The sequence below is a fragment of the Niallia sp. WK069_GA_01 genome (assembly GCF_983173855.1).
Genome location: NZ_OZ470138.1, coordinates 3,996,146 through 4,014,024 on the forward strand (window position 1 = coordinate 3,996,146; position 17,879 = coordinate 4,014,024).

14 protein-coding genes and 1 other annotated feature are annotated in these 17,879 nt (G+C 34.7%); of the genes, 2 read left to right on the forward strand and 12 right to left on the reverse strand.

All coding sequences use genetic code 11. The features are described from left to right. Nucleotide 1: 1 nt before the first annotated feature. On the reverse strand, nt 2-937 hold the full coding sequence (locus AC5LWL_RS18635) for an ABC transporter permease (RefSeq protein ID WP_493435704.1): 936 nt from the start codon (nt 935-937) through the stop codon (nt 2-4). Nucleotides 938-1,035: 98 nt separating this feature from the next. After that, complete coding sequence (locus tag AC5LWL_RS18640; protein ID WP_493435705.1) at nt 1,036-2,652, reverse strand: peptide ABC transporter substrate-binding protein; 1,617 nt, start codon at nt 2,650-2,652, stop codon at nt 1,036-1,038. Between the two features lie 541 nt (nt 2,653-3,193). Next, nucleotides 3,194-3,425, forward strand: a binding site (T-box leader). Between the two features lie 275 nt (nt 3,426-3,700). On the opposite strand from AC5LWL_RS18640, the gene trpS reads away from it, so the two are divergent. Beyond that, nucleotides 3,701-4,690, forward strand: coding sequence for a tryptophan--tRNA ligase (trpS, locus tag AC5LWL_RS18645; RefSeq protein ID WP_493435706.1), 990 nt, complete (start codon nt 3,701-3,703; stop codon nt 4,688-4,690). Between the two features lie 320 nt (nt 4,691-5,010). Here the strand turns inward: trpS and AC5LWL_RS18650 are convergent, their stop codons facing one another. From AC5LWL_RS18650 to AC5LWL_RS18695, 10 genes are all read right to left on the reverse strand, one after another. Further along, nucleotides 5,011-5,757 (reverse strand): YjbA family protein, encoded by a 747-nt coding sequence (locus AC5LWL_RS18650; protein WP_493435707.1) that lies wholly within the window; start codon nt 5,755-5,757, stop codon nt 5,011-5,013. A 697-nt stretch (nt 5,758-6,454) separates the two neighbouring features. Continuing rightward, nucleotides 6,455-7,372 (reverse strand): oligopeptide ABC transporter permease, encoded by a 918-nt coding sequence (gene opp4C / locus AC5LWL_RS18655; protein WP_493435708.1) that lies wholly within the window; start codon nt 7,370-7,372, stop codon nt 6,455-6,457. Nucleotides 7,373-7,384: 12 nt separating this feature from the next. Beyond that, the gene (opp4B, locus tag AC5LWL_RS18660; RefSeq protein ID WP_493435709.1) at nt 7,385-8,350 is read right to left on the reverse strand and encodes an oligopeptide ABC transporter permease; all 966 of its coding nucleotides are present in this window, start codon (nt 8,348-8,350) and stop codon (nt 7,385-7,387) included. Between the two features lie 35 nt (nt 8,351-8,385). Next, complete coding sequence (gene opp4A, locus AC5LWL_RS18665) at nt 8,386-10,098, reverse strand: oligopeptide ABC transporter substrate-binding protein (protein ID WP_493435710.1); 1,713 nt, start codon at nt 10,096-10,098, stop codon at nt 8,386-8,388. Between the two features lie 24 nt (nt 10,099-10,122). Then, nucleotides 10,123-11,136, reverse strand: a complete 1,014-nt coding sequence (locus tag AC5LWL_RS18670) for an ABC transporter ATP-binding protein (RefSeq protein WP_493435711.1) — start codon at nt 11,134-11,136, stop codon at nt 10,123-10,125. Next, nucleotides 11,137-12,165, reverse strand: a complete 1,029-nt coding sequence (locus AC5LWL_RS18675) for an ABC transporter ATP-binding protein (protein WP_493435712.1) — start codon at nt 12,163-12,165, stop codon at nt 11,137-11,139. 156 nt (nt 12,166-12,321) lie between these two features. Then, a complete protein-coding gene (locus AC5LWL_RS18680; RefSeq protein ID WP_493435713.1) occupies nt 12,322-13,083 on the reverse strand; it encodes a DUF2268 domain-containing putative Zn-dependent protease in 762 nt (253 codons plus the stop codon). Nucleotides 13,084-13,483: 400 nt separating this feature from the next. Beyond that, nucleotides 13,484-13,906, reverse strand: a complete 423-nt coding sequence (locus tag AC5LWL_RS18685) for a Fur family transcriptional regulator (RefSeq protein WP_493435714.1) — start codon at nt 13,904-13,906, stop codon at nt 13,484-13,486. A 659-nt stretch (nt 13,907-14,565) separates the two neighbouring features. Continuing rightward, nucleotides 14,566-15,804 (reverse strand): beta-ketoacyl-ACP synthase II, encoded by a 1,239-nt coding sequence (gene fabF, locus AC5LWL_RS18690; protein WP_493435715.1) that lies wholly within the window; start codon nt 15,802-15,804, stop codon nt 14,566-14,568. 250 nt (nt 15,805-16,054) lie between these two features. Then, on the reverse strand, nt 16,055-16,987 hold the full coding sequence (locus AC5LWL_RS18695) for a beta-ketoacyl-ACP synthase III (RefSeq protein ID WP_493435716.1): 933 nt from the start codon (nt 16,985-16,987) through the stop codon (nt 16,055-16,057). Between the two features lie 496 nt (nt 16,988-17,483). Between AC5LWL_RS18695 and AC5LWL_RS18700 the strand changes: the two genes are divergently transcribed. Further along, a complete protein-coding gene (locus AC5LWL_RS18700) occupies nt 17,484-17,867 on the forward strand; it encodes a hypothetical protein (protein ID WP_493435717.1) in 384 nt (127 codons plus the stop codon). Nucleotides 17,868-17,879: the final 12 nt, after the last annotated feature.

Genomic DNA, 17,879 nt, shown 5'->3' on the forward strand with positions numbered 1-17,879 from the left:
CTTATTCTCCTTTCTTCCCGCCTGCTAATTTAATGCGCGGATCAATAAATCCATACAAGATATCGACAAGAAGAACAGACGCTAATAGGATAATACTATAGAAAACTGTTACACCCATAATAACTGTATAGTCACGATTGCTGATACTTTTTACAAAGTGTGAACCTAATCCTGGAATACCAAAGATTTTTTCAATAACAAAACTACCTGTTACAATTCCAGCTGATAATGGTCCCATATAAGACACAACTGGAAGAATCGCATTTCTAATTGTATGTTTTGCTGTTATAACAAACTGACCTAATCCTTTTGCTTTTGCTGTTTTAATATAATCATTACTCAACACTTCCAGCATAGATGAACGTGTCAATCTAGCGATAAATGCAGTTGGTCCGGCTGCTAAAGCGACAGCTGGAAGAATACTTTGTGCAAATGTTCCCCATCGTGCAACTGGAAGCCAGCCTAATTTAATGGCAAATACATATTGCAGTAATGCAGCCATTATAAAGGAAGGCACCGAAATACCAAATACAGCAATAATCATGGCCAAATAGTCCTGCCATTTATTATGTCTTAGGGCAGCGATAATCCCCAATGTTACCCCTACTGCTAAAGCAATAAAAATTGCCTCTAAACCTAAAACTAAAGATACTGGAAATCCTTCGTTAATTAAATCATTAACTGTTTGACTTTTATATTTAAAAGATGGGCCAAAATCCCACTGTACTATTCGAAGTAAATATTCCCCATATTGAACATACCACGGATCATTTAATCCATAATGTTCATTCAAATTAGCTTCAATCGCTGGCGGCAACTGCTTTTCAGACGTAAACGGGTTACCTGGTGCCATGCGCATGAAGAAAAACGTCGCTGTTATAATAAGAAATAAAGAAAGAATCATAAACAGCAGGCGTCTTGTCAAATACTTTATCATGGTTTAACCTCCATTATTTTCTAATTACCCCCAATTAGAAAGGAAGGTATATGAAGCAAGGCTTCATATACCTTTTTAAACTTATAACTTTTAATTACTTATTCAAAGTGAGCCCATTTTAATTGAGCATCTCCAAGACCTGATACTACAACATCTTTTAGGTTGTCTTTTTGAACCCAAGAGTCAGTGTAGAAATAGATTGGTGCAATTGGAAGCTCGTCCATAAGAATTGCTTCAGCATCTTTTAACATTTGCTGACGTTTTGCTGTATCTGCTTCTGTTTGAGAATCATTAAGAAGCTTTTTGAAATCTGCATTTTCCCAGTTTGTATCATTATTTCCGCCTTTTTTATCACGGTATAATTCAAGGAAGTTGATTGCATCGTTAAAGTCGCCTAACCATCCCATACGTCCGATTTGGTAGTCGCCTGAATGAAGTTTATCAATATAAACTGCCCATTCTTCGTTGCCCAATTTAACGTTGATTCCTAATTCTCTTTTCCACATATCTTGAATTGCTTGAGCAATTTTAGCATGTGCTTCATCTGTGTTGTAAGATAAAGTGATTGCTGGAAGTTCTGAAGCATCTTTAAGGTTAAGTTCTTCTAAACCTTTTTTTAGATACTCTTTTGCTTTTGCTACATCATTATCGTTGAAATAGCCTTTTTCGTTTTCAGAGAACATGCTTGGAGGAACAGCTGCCATTGCTGGAATTTGTCCACCTTGTGTAATTTTTTCTACAATAGATTTACGATCGATTGCATATGTTAATGCTTTACGGATATTTACATTATTTAACGGTTTTACTTCTGTGTTAAATTTATACCAGTAAGTACCAGCAATTGCTTGTGTGTTTAATGTACCATCATCTTTTAATGCTTTCATAGAATCAGTTGGCACTGTATCAAAAGGAGCACCAGCTCTATCTAATTCATCATTGTCGTACATGCTTAATGTAGTGTTAGGATCATTAATCATGGAGAATTCAACAGAATTAAGTTTTACAGTATCTTTATCCCAGTATGTGTCGTTTTTCTCAAGAACGATTTTTTCTGAGTGAGACCATTCTGTCATTTTGAAAGGTCCGTTTGTTACATAATCATCACCAGCATCTTTATACCAGTTTGGATTTGCTTCTGCCACTTTATGGTTAACAGGCAAGTAAGTATAAAAAGCTGTTAACTGTGTGAAATATGGTGTTGGGTTAACTAAAGTAACTTCTAATGTTTTATCATCAACTGCTTTTACCGCAACATCATCAAGTTTGCCTTTACCTGTGTTAGCTGCTTCAGCACCTTGAATGTAGTATAGTTGGTAAGCATATTGTGATTCGTTTTTCGGATCTAATGCCCATTTCCAAGCATAAACGAAATCCTCTGCTGTTACAGCATCACCGTTTGTCCATTTTGCATCACGAAGTTTAAATGTATATGTTTTTAGGTCATCTGAAACTTGAATATCCTCAGCGATTGCATTTTCAGGTTCGTCATTCTTATTAATACGTGTTAAACCATCGAATGTTTGACGCAATACGTTACCAGATGCATTATCATTTGCTAAACCTGGGTTAAGTGAAAATGGCTCTGTAGATAAATTCAAGCGTAAATCTTGTGACACCTTATCTTTGTCTTTACTCCCGCTGTCTTTGCCGCATGCAGCAAGAAAAGCGCTTAGAGCTAGTACTAAACTAAGAAGTACAAGCAACTTTTTCTTCATAGTATTACCCCCTATATTTTTTCCACAAGTGAATGTTCGAAATTAGCTTTCCCATAAAAAAACAAGAATACACTTAGAACCATTTCCTAAATAGTCAGTTAATTTTTGAATAGCAACTGCAATACTATTTTAAGAAAGTACCTCCCTAAGTTAAATAATCAATAAACACTATTCATCTATTAAAATAATATAATTATAGAGATAGTATTATTTTATGTATTTATTATATTCTTTGTTTCAATAGTCTGAAATATTTAATTTCAATCCACTCGCATTTACAATTATATATATCATATAATTATATTGCAAGAAATTTTGTAGAATTTTGTAGAATTAATACTATTTAAAAATATTATAATTCGAAATTAGAAATATTTTACAAAAATAGCTTACTTTATGTATTTTTTGTGACAAAAGTAATTTTAAGATAATTTTGATCCTTGCTATATTCCAAATTTCGATAATCATTTCTTAGATATTGTTAAGCATACTTGATTTTTCTTTTGTATTAGTTTAATTTTAATTAATATATACTATTTAAATAACTGCATTGATAAAGAATAGTACTTATTCTATTGGTTTTTCAGAGAGTTTGTGGCTGGTGAAAACAAACATCCAAGTATAAGGAATGGACTTTTGAGCTCTGAAGTGGAAATGCTGTCATGCTAAATGCATGCAAGCAGATTATATTTCAGCGATCGCCTTTCGTTAACAAGGTTGAAGTGGCTTTTTTAAGCAATTTAGGGTGGCACCGCGGACCATTCGTCCCTATGTAATGTAGAGACGTATGGTCCTTTTTGTATGGAAAAGGGGCGGAGCTACGTGATTTAAATAGAAATAAACACGGTTCCGTACGCAATACTTTGTTTTTTATACGAATGAATAGAGGAGTTTCTCCACTCACACCGCCTTTATTAGGTTAGAATCTGCCTTTTTCCTAGTAGATGAATCGGCACCATACTAGTTGTGTATGTAAATTTAAGAATACCTTGTTTTTTCTTTATCATTTACCAAAATTGTACTATTTTAAAACTGGAGGACATATTAAATGAAAACAATTTTTTCTGGCATTCAACCAAGCGGAACCATTACATTAGGCAATTATATTGGTGCATTAAGTCAATTTGTCGAATTACAAAATGAATACAACTGTTATTTTTGTATTGTAGACCAACATGCTATTACCGTTCCCCAAGACCGCCTTGTATTAAGAAATAATATTCGCAGTTTAGCAGCACTATACTTGGCTGTTGGCATTGACCCTGCAAAAGCAACTTTATTTATACAATCAGAAGTGCCGGCACACGCACAAGGTGCTTGGGTTATGCAATGTATCTCCTATATCGGTGAATTAGAAAGAATGACGCAGTTTAAAGATAAATCGGCAGGGAAAGATGCTGTTTCTTCCGCTCTTTTAACCTACCCGCCATTAATGGCTGCGGACATCCTTTTATATAGTACGGATATTGTTCCTGTTGGAGAAGATCAAAAACAACATCTAGAGTTAACTCGTGATTTGGCACAAAGATTTAATAATAAATACAACGATATCTTAACAATCCCAGAGGTGCGCATTCCAAAAGTTGGCGCCCGTATTATGTCCCTACAAGAACCTACAAAAAAAATGAGTAAATCTGATTCTAATAAAAAAGCTACGATTACTCTTTTGGATGAACCTTCTGTTATCATTAAAAAAATAAAAAGTGCTGTTACTGATTCTGAGGGCATTGTAAAATATGATAAGGAAAATAAACCTGGTGTTAGCAACCTGCTTTCTATTTACTCTATTCTTTCTGGATTAACTATAGAAAGTCTTGAGGCTAAATACGAAGGGAAAGGATATGGAGACTTCAAGTCTGATTTAGCAAATGTTGTAGTCGATAAGCTACAGCCTATTCAGGAAAAGTATAAAGAATTAATGGCTTCTTCTGAGCTTGACGATATCTTGGATTTAGGTGCTGAAAAAGCAAATAAAGTTGCTGGCAAAATGGTCAAGAAAATGGAAAATGCCATGGGGCTTGGACGTAAACGTCGATAATTTTTTTATAAAAAAGCTACCCTGAAAATAGGCTCTCTTGTCATTAGTCCGCAGCCGGAATACACTTCGCTTTCCGTGGGGCTACGCTTGAGCCTCCTCGGAGCTAAAGCTGCGGGGTCTCACCCATCTCGCAATTCCCACAGGAGTCTTCGTGTATTCCGGCTGCTCCCTGGCTATAAATATTGGAATCTGTTTCTTTTCATGGGCCGTAGTGCGAATTTTTTATTCATGGGTGTCTACCCTAAAAGGAGATTCCATTGATTTTGAAAAGGGACATCCAATTGTCGGTATATCGACTTTTGGATGTCCCTTTTTGCTGTTTAATTTACTTTTGGTCCATGCTCTAGCTCCCATAACTTCTCAAAAAATGGTTGGCCTTTTATAATATTTTCACAGAAATGCTCATGTTTTTGTGTCCACCCATGCTTTGTGCTTTCATAGAGTTCATTCCAAGCATGTTCAAAGTTTAAATGCTGAATGTCAAAATATCGCTCTGGGCTCCATTCTGTATACCAATACCTAACTTCAGCTACGTTTTCAGATGAATGTAATTGATCCAGTGCCATAAAAAGCAATTGCTTGAGTTGTCTCTCTTTTCTTGTTAACCCATTCATCACATTTGGTTCTGGTGACAAAATATGAAATTCTTTCTTCTCTTCATCTAAATGGTATTCAAATGAAATAGTTTCTTGATTTTCTAATAATTCATACGCTAATTGTTCTTGTCTAGGGATCATTCTGCTTTTTCTAATTGGAACAGAATACCCAATTGTGTCTATCACTAGAATGGCTACACCGTCTGATATAACAAAACAATAATCTAACTGAATTCTTTCGTGGTTTTTGCGTAAATATGCTTTTTGATAAATTTCATCCAACATTTCTCTTGGCAATTCCGCTAAATCATTTTCTATGTAGTTAAATAGAACAGAATCTATTTTCAAAAGCGGAACTTGGTCTAGCAACTCTACACTATCATCTTTCCGCCATTCATGAAAATGGCATACATTATAGCCGTTTTCTTCTCCTTCAAACCAGTTTACCCAAACATCATGAAGATACTGCATTTTTTAACCCCTCACTTCCTCATCTGTTTGTCAATCAGTATGGGCAGTCTGCAGTAAATTTATTCCTGAATTTTTCTTGTTTTGTTAAAAGTTGCTTCTATTAGAAGAGTACAAAAAATCTATTTTCTAATTATCGTATTAATTCTTTATCATTTAGGGGGAAATATTGTTCTCTTAAAGTAGGTTCTATGCCAATAAACTATCTCTTACTTCTTATATATATGAGGTAGTTATTTTACTAGTACATGCTTTTCCCTTTGAGTTTCCTCTTTATTTTAAAGCTACCATGATTCCTTACACTCTCAATCAGTCCGTTGTCAGAATACACTTCGCCTTCCATGGGGCAGGGCTCGCCTGTCCCGCAATTCCCATAGGAGTCTTCGTGTATGCTGACTGCTCCCTGCTTATAAAATTTAATAGATCTGCGTCTTTTCATGTGTTATGGTTCTAATCTAAATCTCTATTTTTGTGAATGGTTGCTCTAAAATAATCATTGGTCAGAAATGATTGTAAATAGAATTTCTGAATCTTAATTAGACATTCATTCCATTTTCCTTACCTGTTCATCTTGCAGCATTGTTTTATTCGCTTGTTTTATGGGATGAGAGTATAGGAACCCCTTCCCTCATAACAATATTTTCATTCGAAACGGAATCTATTCAAAAAAAAAGTTTGCCAATAAAGAATGGCAAACTTTTTATCGTTTTGATTTCGGATTAAATGCGTCTTTTAATCCTTCTCCTATAAAATTAATAGATAGAATGGTTAATGTTAATATCGTTGCTGGAGGTATCCAAATCCACCACTTATTTGTTAATACATCAGGGCTTCTGGCTTCCTGCATCATATTGCCCCAAGTAGGTGTTGTTGAGGGTACGCCAAAACCTAAAAAGCTTAAACTTGTTTCCACTACAATCATTGTAGCTAATGTTAAAGTTGCTTGTACGATTATCGTGGACATAACATTTGGAAGTAAGTGTTTTATTATTACCTTAGATGGAGAGCAGCCAATCGATATAGAACTTAATATATATTCGTTTTCTTTTTCCGCCATAATCTTGCTTCTTACTAAGCGTGCTATTCCCGTCCAACTCAGAATACTAATAACAAAAATTAGTGTAAATAAACTGGATTCAGGGAAAATAGCTGCTAACACAATGACAAAAATCAAAAATGGAAAGTTCATAACAAAATCAGTAAATCTCATTAATATATTATCTACCCAACCACCAAAGTATCCGGAAATTGCACCTATTAGTGTTCCAATAACTACTAGAGATGCTGTAATGGAAAAAGCAAGGGTCAATGAAGTTTTCCCGCCTAATAATGTTCTCGCAAAGACATCTCTTCCCGATTTATCTGTTCCAAAAAAATGTTCTGCTGAAGGTACTTTACTAATTTGTGTAAAGTTTATACGATTCGCCTCTTTTATAGACATTGTTAATGGTTCAGCAAAAATAGATACTATAATGATGATAAGAAGATAAATAACACTTATAACAGCCAACTTATTTTTAAAGAATTTTTTTCGTGCAAGTGCCCATGGTGATTGCCCTTTTGTAGGCTTAACTGGATTGGACATAACAGAAGTTTCTTGAGAATATGATGGTTCCAAACTGTTCACACCCTAACTTAAACGAATACGCGGATCTACTATTCCGTATAGTAGGTCTGCAATTAAATTTCCAAGAAGTGATACAACCGTTAACAATAGAGAAATAGCCATCATTACGGAATAATCACGAGAACTGACTGATTCATAAAATAAATTCCCTATCCCTGGATATGTAAAAATAGATTCAATTATAACGGCACCGCCAATAATATTAGCAATATCAAAACCTAGTAACGTAATAATAGGTATTACTGAATTTCTTAATATATGCTTATTATAAATCGTCGATTCTTTCGTCCCCTTTGCTCGAGCGGTACGAACATAATCTTTACGAGAACTTTCAATCATATCATTTCTTAAAAATTGCGTATATGAAGCAGTTGACATCGCTCCCAACACAAGAGCAGGTAATATCGTATGTTTTGCTTTGCTTATAAAATACTCCCATGATCCTGGATCAACACCCGAACCAATACTTCCACTCGCCGGAACCCACCCTAAGTGGATTGCAAAAACATAAATGGCAACTAACGCTGCTACAAAACTAGGAATGGCTAACATTAAATAGTTTAATCCCGAAATAAAATAATCCCCAAAAGTATATGGCTTTCTTCCAGAGTATCTTCCCATAAAAAAAGCTAAAATATAGGTTATTATTAATGCCGTAATACCTAAAATTATTGTATTTCCCAATCTTTCTCCAATAAGCTCCATAACCGGTTGTTTATGCTGAAATGAATCACCAAAGTCTCCTTGTAATACCCCGCCAATCCATCTGAAATACTGAATATGAATAGGATCATTTAATCCCATTTTTTCCTGCATTTCTGCGATATAAGCTGGATCAGAATTTAATGGGTCTATTTTTCCAGATAGGGCATCCCCTGGCATTAATTTCGCCAGGGAAAATACCACAACTGAGATAAGAAAGAGTATTGGAATCATACCGATAATTCTTCTAATTGCATATTGCAACATCTTCCATTCTCCTTATCTTTTAAACTTTTTTACAATTATTTAACAATGTGCCATTTATAGATTTCAGAAGGAGTTACACCAAATGGATCAATTTTTACTCCATCCACACGTTTGTTGATTGCCCATGCATCTTCTCGTTGTTCGAAGAAAATAGTTGGTAGCTCTTCGTTGACAAGTTTTTGCCATTCGTAATAAATTTCTTTACGATAATCCTGTACATTTTGACTAGAATCTTTCGGGTATTGAATACCTTTTTTAATTAATTCATCCGATTTTTCTGAATACCAGCGTTGGTAGTTCCATACGTCTGTAGATAACCATAAACCAGAAGGATCTGGATCATTAGCTAAGCCCCATGCACCCATAAATACTTCTGCTTTATCTGCTTCTACTGTATCGTAGAATAGATTAAATTCTTTTAAAGAGCCTCCGTTAAGCTCTGCTTTTAAACCAACATCTTCCCATGATTGCAGAATAAATTGTGCACGTGCTTCAGAAGTTTCAGCACCGCTCATTGCATCAAATTTAATTGTAAATGGTTTTCCATCTGGATCTTCACGGAAGCCATCTCCATTTGTATCTTTATAACCAGCTTCATCTAATAAAGATTTTGCTTTTGCCTGATCAAATTTATAGTTGTTAATTTGATCATCTGGAATCTTAGCCCATGATGCAGTTGGGTAAGGAGTGTTTAACGGTTTACCTAAACCATTAGCAAAGTTGTCAATAAATGATTGTCGGTCAATGGCATATACCATTGCTTGACGCAAGTTTTTATTTTGATACTTTGGATTATCCATTACAACTTTTCCAGCTTTTTTATCATAATGACCAAATTTGAAACCAATATAAGAATAAGACATTGCATCAACCGTTTTGGGATTAATATTATCTAATTCTTTAATTGTACCCCATTGATCTTTTGGCGCTTCAATTACATCCACTTCACCATTTTGAATTAAACCAGAAGCTAAAGATCCATCAATAATTTTATAATTGATACCATCTAGTGCTGGCTTACCTTTCCAATAGTCATCAAATCGTTCAAATTCGATACTTTCACCAGGAACGATTTTTTTCACTTTAAACGGACCTACCCCAATTGGTGTTTTACGAACTTGATCTGCTTCTGAAATTTTATCTGCTGCAATATCGCCATAATAGTGCTTTGGCTCTGGGTATGTCCAAATATTTTCAAGAACGTTTACTTGTGGTTCTGTTAAAGTAACTTCAATTGTATAATCATCAACTACTTTAATTCCTTCAATTTTGTCTGCTTTTTTATCGTGGTATTCTTGTGCTCCCTTAATCATGGCAACATTTGAAAAACGAGGTCCATTATAAGCTGGATCAGCAATTAAATACCAAGCATATTCCATATCTTCCGCTTTTAATTCCACACCATCATGCCATTTAATACCTTGTTTAATTTTAAATGTTAATTTTGTGTTATCATCGGAAAATTCGTATGTAGCTAAATTTGGTTCAGATACTAATTGATCATTTGTTTTCAATAAACCTTCATGCATAAATTGAAGCGCATTTGCGTCGTCTTCCCCTTCATAATATGCATAAGATAATACCCCTTTAAATGGTTGTGTATAACCGAAAGTTACAGTTCCACCTTCAACAGCTTTTTTATCGCCGCTATCTTTTCCATCTGAACTTGTTTTGTCTGAACAAGCAGCTAAAAATGCAGATAAAACAAGAATAAGCGATAGCAACAGCAAACCTGATTTCTTTTTCATTATTTTCCCCCCAAATAAATTTGATTAGTTATATAAATGGCAAGCAACTCTATGTCCAGGCTTCACCTCCTTCAATACAGGCTTTACCTTGGAACACTCTTCCATCGCAAAGGGACAGCGTGGATGAAAAGTGCAGCCTTTTGGCGGATTAATTGGACTCGGCACGTCCCCTTTTAATATAATCCGCTGTTTTTTCTTGCGCGGATCTGGTTCAGGAATAGCAGAAATAAGTGCTTTAGTATACGGATGTAATGGTTCTTCATACATACTGCTTTTATCGGAAATTTCTACTAATCCACCTAAATACATGACCCCTATTCGATCACTCATATGCTTTACGACACTTAAATCATGTGCAATAAACAAAAATGTTAAATCGAATTCTGCTTGTAATTCTTTTAATAGATTCAATACTTGCGACTGAACAGATACGTCCAGTGCAGATACTGGTTCATCGGCGATAATTAACTTAGGTCTTAATGCCAGAGCACGTGCAATGCCTACTCTTTGCCTTTGTCCACCTGAAAATTCATGTGGATATTTATAGTATGCATCTTCTGGCAAACCCACTTTATTTAATAATTCCAATACTTCAGATTTAAGTTCATTTTCTGATTTTTTAAAATAATTTTTAATTGGTTCTGACACAAGATGTCCAACCATCATTGTTGGGTTAAGCGATGCATAAGGATCTTGAAAAACCATTTGAAAATCTTTTCGTAATTTTCGAAGAGAAACCCCTGTAACATTTGTAATGTCTCGTCCATTAAAAATGATTTCTCCATCTGTCGGTTCGAGCAATCTAAGTATTGTTCTGCCTGCAGTAGATTTTCCACATCCTGATTCTCCTACTAAGCCTAATGTTTCTCCTTTTTTTATTTCAAAAGATATATTATCAACAGCTTTTACTTCCGCGACTGTTCTCCTTAATAATCCACCTTTAACGGGATAGTATGTCTTTAAATTCTTCACTTCCAACAGTGTTTCTTTCTCGATTTTGTCTTGATTATGCTTGCTATCTTTTACACTTGTTGCCATTTATACCCTCACTCCTTCTTTTGGATTGCTTGTTTCATAAAGAAGGCAAGATACTTCATGTCCATCTTCTACGTTTGCAAGAATTGGTGTAATCGTTTTGCATTCTGCCATTGCCATTGGGCAGCGCTCTGCAAAACGACAACCTTGTTTCGGCATATTTTTTAATGAAGGGACAATTCCGCTTATGGAGCTTAGCACTTCTACATCTTCATCCATTTTCGGAATTGCTTCCATCAATAGCTTTGTATAGGGATGTTTTGGATGATAAAACAAGGTATCCACATCCGTTCTCTCCACAATTCTGCCAGCATACATAACAATTACCTCATCACACATTTCAGCAACTACTCCAAGATCATGTGTAATAAGAATAACGGACATATCATTTTCTTCTTGAATCTCTTTTAGAAGCTCTAATATTTGTGCCTGTACTGTTACATCGAGAGCAGTTGTAGGCTCATCCGCTATTAACAAACGGGGCTGACAGGCAATGGAAATGGCAATCATTACCCTTTGTCTCATCCCACCTGATAATTGATGTGGGTATTCGTCTACTATTTTTTCCGGTCTCGAGATGCCAACATTTTTTAATAATTCGACACTTTTGGATCTTGCTTCTTTTTTGGAGATTTTCATATGATTGAGCAAAACTTCCATCAACTGGAAACCGATGGTGAAGACGGGGTTTAAGGAAGTCATAGGCTCTTGGAAGATCATCGCAATATCTTTCCCTCTAATACTATTAATCTCTGTATCTCCTAATTGTTCCAAGTGTTTTCCATCAAATAATATTTCTCCTGATCGAATCAATCCTGCATCTTTCGGGAGGAGCTTCATAATAGATAGACTAAGAACAGATTTTCCGCATCCGGATTCTCCAACTATTCCGACTATTTGACGTGGCTTCACATTAAACGAAACATCATCGACAGCATTATATAGTTGTCCATCAATGGAAAAGGAGGTTTCTAAATTTTTTACTTCTAGTAAAGATTGATTTTTGTTATGTAAAGAAGTATTTGCTTTCATTTTACACCTCTAACAGTTTATTAAAATTATTCTGTCTATTCATTCTATTGTTTAAAATATTATTACATTATAATTACAAATGCAAGATTTTTTTCAAAATTAATACAATTATAAAATAAAAAAAATAGAAACCTTGCAAAACAAGGTTTCTATTTCCTATTCTAATCGATCTTTAACAAATAGTTCGCTTTTTGAAATAAAATATGTTTTTTCAGGAAAGTTTTTTCGGCTTAAAAACTGGCTTATTATATAATATCCGCAACAATATCCCATCATTTTAGGATACCTGCCTAAACCAAATAATAATGTATCATGAAGCTGTTCTGTTTTTTTGCTATCTAAATTTTCTTGTATATCTTCCTTCCAAAACTTTTTTAATTCCTCTTCTTTATACAAATGACACCAGCTTGCATTATAATTTTTTCCACAATGTTTTTCTACTGCATGTTCAGCTAAACCTTCCATTACTAAAGAATCCAACAGCGTATAATCCTCTATTTTTTTCTTTTGATAATGGATGCGGCAAACATGATGGTATTCATGAACAAATAGTGCTTCTAATTCTTTTTCATCTTCTATATCTCCCACAAAAAGAAACAATTTATCTGGAAAAGACACCCCTGATTTATTATCCGCTTTCCCTCTTGAAGGTTGAAAAGGAAAAATATAAATAGAAATTTCCGGTCCCTTCCATTTTTTTTTGTATGTTCCATAGAATTTCCGCACTGTCTTCCAGACATCTTTTTCTACTAATGAATCATAGATTTCTTTCGTTTGACGAGAAGGTTTGTACATGCCAAAACTCACTAAATATTGATAAATTCTTCTTGGATGATCTTCTTCAAAAAAGGATTGAAATTTTTCACATATTTTTATCGGTTCTGTAAAATCCTCTTCTAACCATTTATTTGTATCCACTACCCCATGCCATTTTCACCCTCTATTTGTTTATTCCGTTCATCATAGTATGGAGAAATTTTTATGAAAAAGTTGGTCGTTATTTATCTCTTCGCATTTTAGAGGTTAAGACCTCCACCTCTATGCGAAGATCGGATCTTTCAGCTTGTTGATACGAGTTCATTGTGGTTCTAGATTTAATACAGTATGTTCATTTTTATTAATGGTGAGGGAAAAATTAAAAAAAATTTACATTTACCTAGACTATAAAAAAATCTGTATGAACATAAAAAAATGTTTCATACAGATTTATTTTCTTTTAGATTCTTTTAGAATTCTAAATCCACAGCCACAAATAACAGAATGTTTTAAGCGTTTTATTGGCTGATTGCATTGCAGACAAACACCTTGATCTTTCGACTCATGCTTTTTCGCATTCTTTGCATATCCCGTAAAATTGAAGGTTGTGGGATTTGATATGGAACTTTGATATGGATTCTGCAACTGTTTCAACCTCCTTTAAAGCTGGATACCAAACATCTACCATTTCTCCACATGATTTACATAGAATATGATAATGAGCTTCTTTTTTCCACTCATACATGCTTAATCCTTCGCCAAATTGAATTTCTTTTACAAGGTCTATTTCACAAAATAAATTTATATTATTGTATACGGTTGTTATGCTCACTGAAGGCATATTTGCATTTAAAATCTTATATATGTCATCCACTGACCAATGTTTATTATCTTTTGAAAGAATATGCATAATCTCTAATCGTTGAGGTGTAATCCGAATATTATTCTCCTTCAATGCTTCTATTGCTTTATCAACACTTAGCATAGGAACCTCCTTTTTAAAAGTGTTTTCTTCTGGTTATTCGCTTATTCAAACAGATTAATTTACTACATATTATTGGCTTGCAACTTCCAAATCAGAAATAACAATTTTCTACTAAACAACAGTTTTACACTATCTATATATTTAATTATATCCATTTTCTTTTTATAGTCAATTTTATTTTATAATTATTATTATCAATAAACAAACTTTTATCATTTATATTTATAAATAACTAGTATTCCACTTTTATTCCAAGCTAGCTAGCTTCCTTGTTTTTCTCTCTTTTTCAGCAAAAAGGCAGTTTCCAATATATAACTACACCTTTTGATATTTTTAAAAACTTTTAACACAAATGAGAAATCCTATCATTATAAAAACAACCCTTTTTGAGAAGTGTAAACTTAAGAAAAGCGCAAGCGCCTTGGTAAGCCCCGAAGAAAAATGTTCTCCTGACTCAAAAAGTGCTTTTTACTTTTAGAGGCTGGAGGTTATCTTTCACAGGGGCTAGGCGCTGGAGCTAGACACTAATCTAAGTTGAAAAATTTTATACTTTCTTATCTTTAAAAAAAGGGCTGCTCAATTGCCGATAAAATCGACTTATTGAACAGCCCTCATGCTTATATGTCCTCAGTTTAGTGAACTAAACTTGCTCTTTTCATTCACTGATATTTTTTAAAGATAATGGTTGCGTTATGACCACCAAAACCTAATGAGTTGCTCATTGCAACATTCACTTCTTGTTTTCTATTCGTATTTACAACATAATCAAGATCACAATCTGGATCAGCTGTTTCAAAATTAATGGTTGGTGGAACAACACTATCTTTAATTGCTAAAATACTAAAGATGGCTTCTACTCCTCCTGCTGCTCCTAATAAATGACCTGTCATAGATTTCGTACTGCTCATTGGTACTTTATACGCATAATCACCAAAAACTTCTTTCACAGCCATTGTTTCAAACTTATCATTATAAGCGGTACTTGTTCCATGCGCATTAATATAAGAGACATCTTCAGGCGTTAAACCAGCATCATCAATTGCCATTTTCATTGCTCTTGCTCCACCTTCTCCGCCTGGTGCAGGTGAAGTAATATGATAGGCGTCTCCAGTTGCTCCATATCCCACGATTTCTGCATAAATCGTTGCTCCTCTATTCAGAGCATGCTCTAATTCTTCTAATACTAGAATTCCTGCTCCCTCTCCCATAACAAATCCATCACGGTTTGCATCAAACGGTCTGCTTGCCGTTTTCGGATCTGGATTTGTAGATAAAGCGGTATTAGCACAGAATCCAGCAACAGACATTTTTGTAATCGGTGCCTCTGCTCCTCCTGTTACCATAGCATCTGCATCGCCTCGTTGAATTACTTTAAAAGCATCCCCAATCGAGTTCGTACCAGTTGCACATGCTGTTACTGTACATGAGTTGACTCCTTTAGCGCCAAGTGTAATTGACACTTGTCCTGTTGCCATATCAGGAATTAACATAGGCACAAAGAATGGGCTTACACGCTTATATCCTCTTTTCAAGAATATTTCATATTGATTTTCGAATGTTTCCATTCCACCAATACCAGAACCAATCCATACTCCAACGCGTGCAGCATTTTCTTCCGTAATTTTCAGATCCGCGTCTTTTACTGCCATTAAAGAAGCAGCAAGCGCATATTGTGTAAATCGATCCATTTTTCTTGCATCTTTTCTATCCATATAATCTTCCGCATTAAAACCCTTTAATTCTGCTGCAACTTTTGCTGGATATTCATCTGCATTCACTCTTGTTAACGGTCCAATACCAGAAACACCTTTTACAATGTTTTCCCACGTTGTTGTTGCATCATTTCCTAGGGGCGTAACTGCTCCCATACCTGTAACGACAACTCTTTTTTTAGTCATTATCACTATTCTCCTTTTTCTTTCATTCGTATTTATATGAAAAATTAGGTATTTCGATTTATTTTAAAAGAAAAACGCAAACTTCCTTTGTCCATCGACGAAATGCACTATTCCAGCCGATAAAAAGGACTACTTTTTACTCTTAATCATTTTGGTTATTTAACACTACTTAATAGGTTGCTGAAGCTGGACAGTACTCTAATAAATTCTGATATTGTTACAATAACGATTTTATCACGATGAATAAAAGTTATTTCCCCCAGCGTATAGCAATTGCACCCCATGTTAAGCCGCCGCCAAATCCAACCATAACAATAACATCATCATCTTTAATTTTGCCTGCTTCTAATTCTTCCACTAAGGAGATCGGGATAGATGCAGCGCTTGTATTCCCATATTTATGCACTGTTTTTGATAATTTCTCCACTGGCAGATTTAATCTTTGTCTAGATGCTTCCATTATGCGAATATTCGCTTGGTGAGGAATAAGAAAATCAACATCTTCTTTTGACAATCCAGCTTTGATAAGCACATTTTCACTGCTTTCGCCCATTTGACGAACCGCAAATTTAAACACTTCTCTTCCATTCATTTGAATATAATCATCTTGATATAGATGTTTACCACCTGATCCATCAGCACCTAATTCAAAGGAGAGAATTCCTCTGCCTTCTGTTACTTTCCCTAATACTGCTGCCCCTGCTCCATCACCAAAAAGGACTGCTGTATTTCGATCTTCCCAATTTGTAATTTTTGAAAGCTTTTCTACACCCACTACTAATACATACTTATATGCGTTATTATCAATAAATTGTTTAGCTGTTACCATGCCGTACATAAAACCAGCACATGCTGCGCTAATATCTAATGCTGCCGCTTTTGTTGCACCTAATCGTTCTTGCAACATACATGCAACCGAAGGAAACGGCTGATCTGGTGTAACGGTTGCTACTAAGATAAGATCTATTTCTTCAGGCTTTATATTTGCATTTTCTATCGCATTTTTTGCTGCTTCATACCCAATATCGGAAGTATTCGTATTATCATCTGCAATTCTTCTTTCTTCAATTCCAGTTCTTGTACGAATCCACTCATCATTTGTATCTACCATTTTTTCTAAATCAAAATTAGTAATTATTTTTTCAGGCAAAGCGCGTCCAATACCAATTATTCCTGTGCTCAAAGCTCTCAGCTCCTTTAATATGACCGATTATACGGTATAACTTGCTTTTTTCAAAATATAAAGCAACTTTCTGTATCTTATATATATTATTATCAATTATTATGACTTGGTACTAATTTTATCAAATTTCTCCTACCATTTGCAACATATTTTCCTCTCTCTATGCCATTGTCTATTCATCCAGATTATTCCTACATAGGATATTACTATAGAATGCTACTCATTTAACTCGAAATTATAAGAGGTTGTTCAAAAAGTCCGGTAAAAATGACACGTCGAATTTCTTCGTTGGTTTGCTTTTCCGCTTCTCACGTATAACTTAGAGGTTCTTCCACTAAAAACGCTCACGTCCTGTGAGCAACGTGGAAGTCACCACATCCTGTGGAAGACCGATGCTAAAGGTGAAACCACCTCGAACTTCTTGGTCCTTTTTATCCTCCTTTTTGAACACGCATTATAACAAATAAATTCTCTATAGATAAGGGGGGAGTTACTTATGGAAGAAGATGTAGAAAGAATAGAGGAAAAGGAAGAAGAAGAGGAAGAGGACCTAATAGCACCTCAACAAAACACAGATCACCTTACTAATTTTATGTTTGGTACAAACTATCCTGCCCGCAGAAGAAAAGAAGGAAAACATGATAATAACTATATTGGAAGAAATAATGGTGATGCATGGATCTTAGGCAGAAATCAAAAAGAAGAAAAACAATATGAAGAGGAAGTGGAAGATGATAAATTAAGTGCTGTCACTGACTTTTTAGATCAAATAGATATCGATTTGTTAATGAAAAATGTCGATAGCTTCATGACATCTGCCAATGAATTCAAACCAATTATAAAAAAATTTGCTCCGCTTATAAAAAAGTGGATAAAATAATTGCTTCTTTCC

What these genes read in the sequence shown, in the direction of transcription:
- AC5LWL_RS18640 (WP_493435705.1), bottom strand. Translation starts at nt 2,652, where the DNA reads ATGAAGAAAAAGTTGCTTGTACTTCTTAGTTTAGTACTAGCTCTAAGC.
- trpS (WP_493435706.1), top strand. Translation starts at nt 3,701, where the DNA reads ATGAAAACAATTTTTTCTGGCATTCAACCAAGCGGAACCATTACATTA.
- fabF (WP_493435715.1), bottom strand. Translation starts at nt 15,804, where the DNA reads ATGACTAAAAAAAGAGTTGTCGTTACAGGTATGGGAGCAGTTACGCCC.
- AC5LWL_RS18675 (WP_493435712.1), bottom strand. Translation starts at nt 12,165, where the DNA reads ATGAAAGCAAATACTTCTTTACATAACAAAAATCAATCTTTACTAGAA.
- AC5LWL_RS18650 (WP_493435707.1), bottom strand. Translation starts at nt 5,757, where the DNA reads ATGCAGTATCTTCATGATGTTTGGGTAAACTGGTTTGAAGGAGAAGAA.
- AC5LWL_RS18670 (WP_493435711.1), bottom strand. Translation starts at nt 11,136, where the DNA reads ATGGCAACAAGTGTAAAAGATAGCAAGCATAATCAAGACAAAATCGAG.
- opp4A (WP_493435710.1), bottom strand. Translation starts at nt 10,098, where the DNA reads ATGAAAAAGAAATCAGGTTTGCTGTTGCTATCGCTTATTCTTGTTTTA.
- AC5LWL_RS18700 (WP_493435717.1), top strand. Translation starts at nt 17,484, where the DNA reads ATGGAAGAAGATGTAGAAAGAATAGAGGAAAAGGAAGAAGAAGAGGAA.
- opp4B (WP_493435709.1), bottom strand. Translation starts at nt 8,350, where the DNA reads ATGTTGCAATATGCAATTAGAAGAATTATCGGTATGATTCCAATACTC.
- AC5LWL_RS18635 (WP_493435704.1), bottom strand. Translation starts at nt 937, where the DNA reads ATGATAAAGTATTTGACAAGACGCCTGCTGTTTATGATTCTTTCTTTA.
- AC5LWL_RS18685 (WP_493435714.1), bottom strand. Translation starts at nt 13,906, where the DNA reads ATGCTAAGTGTTGATAAAGCAATAGAAGCATTGAAGGAGAATAATATT.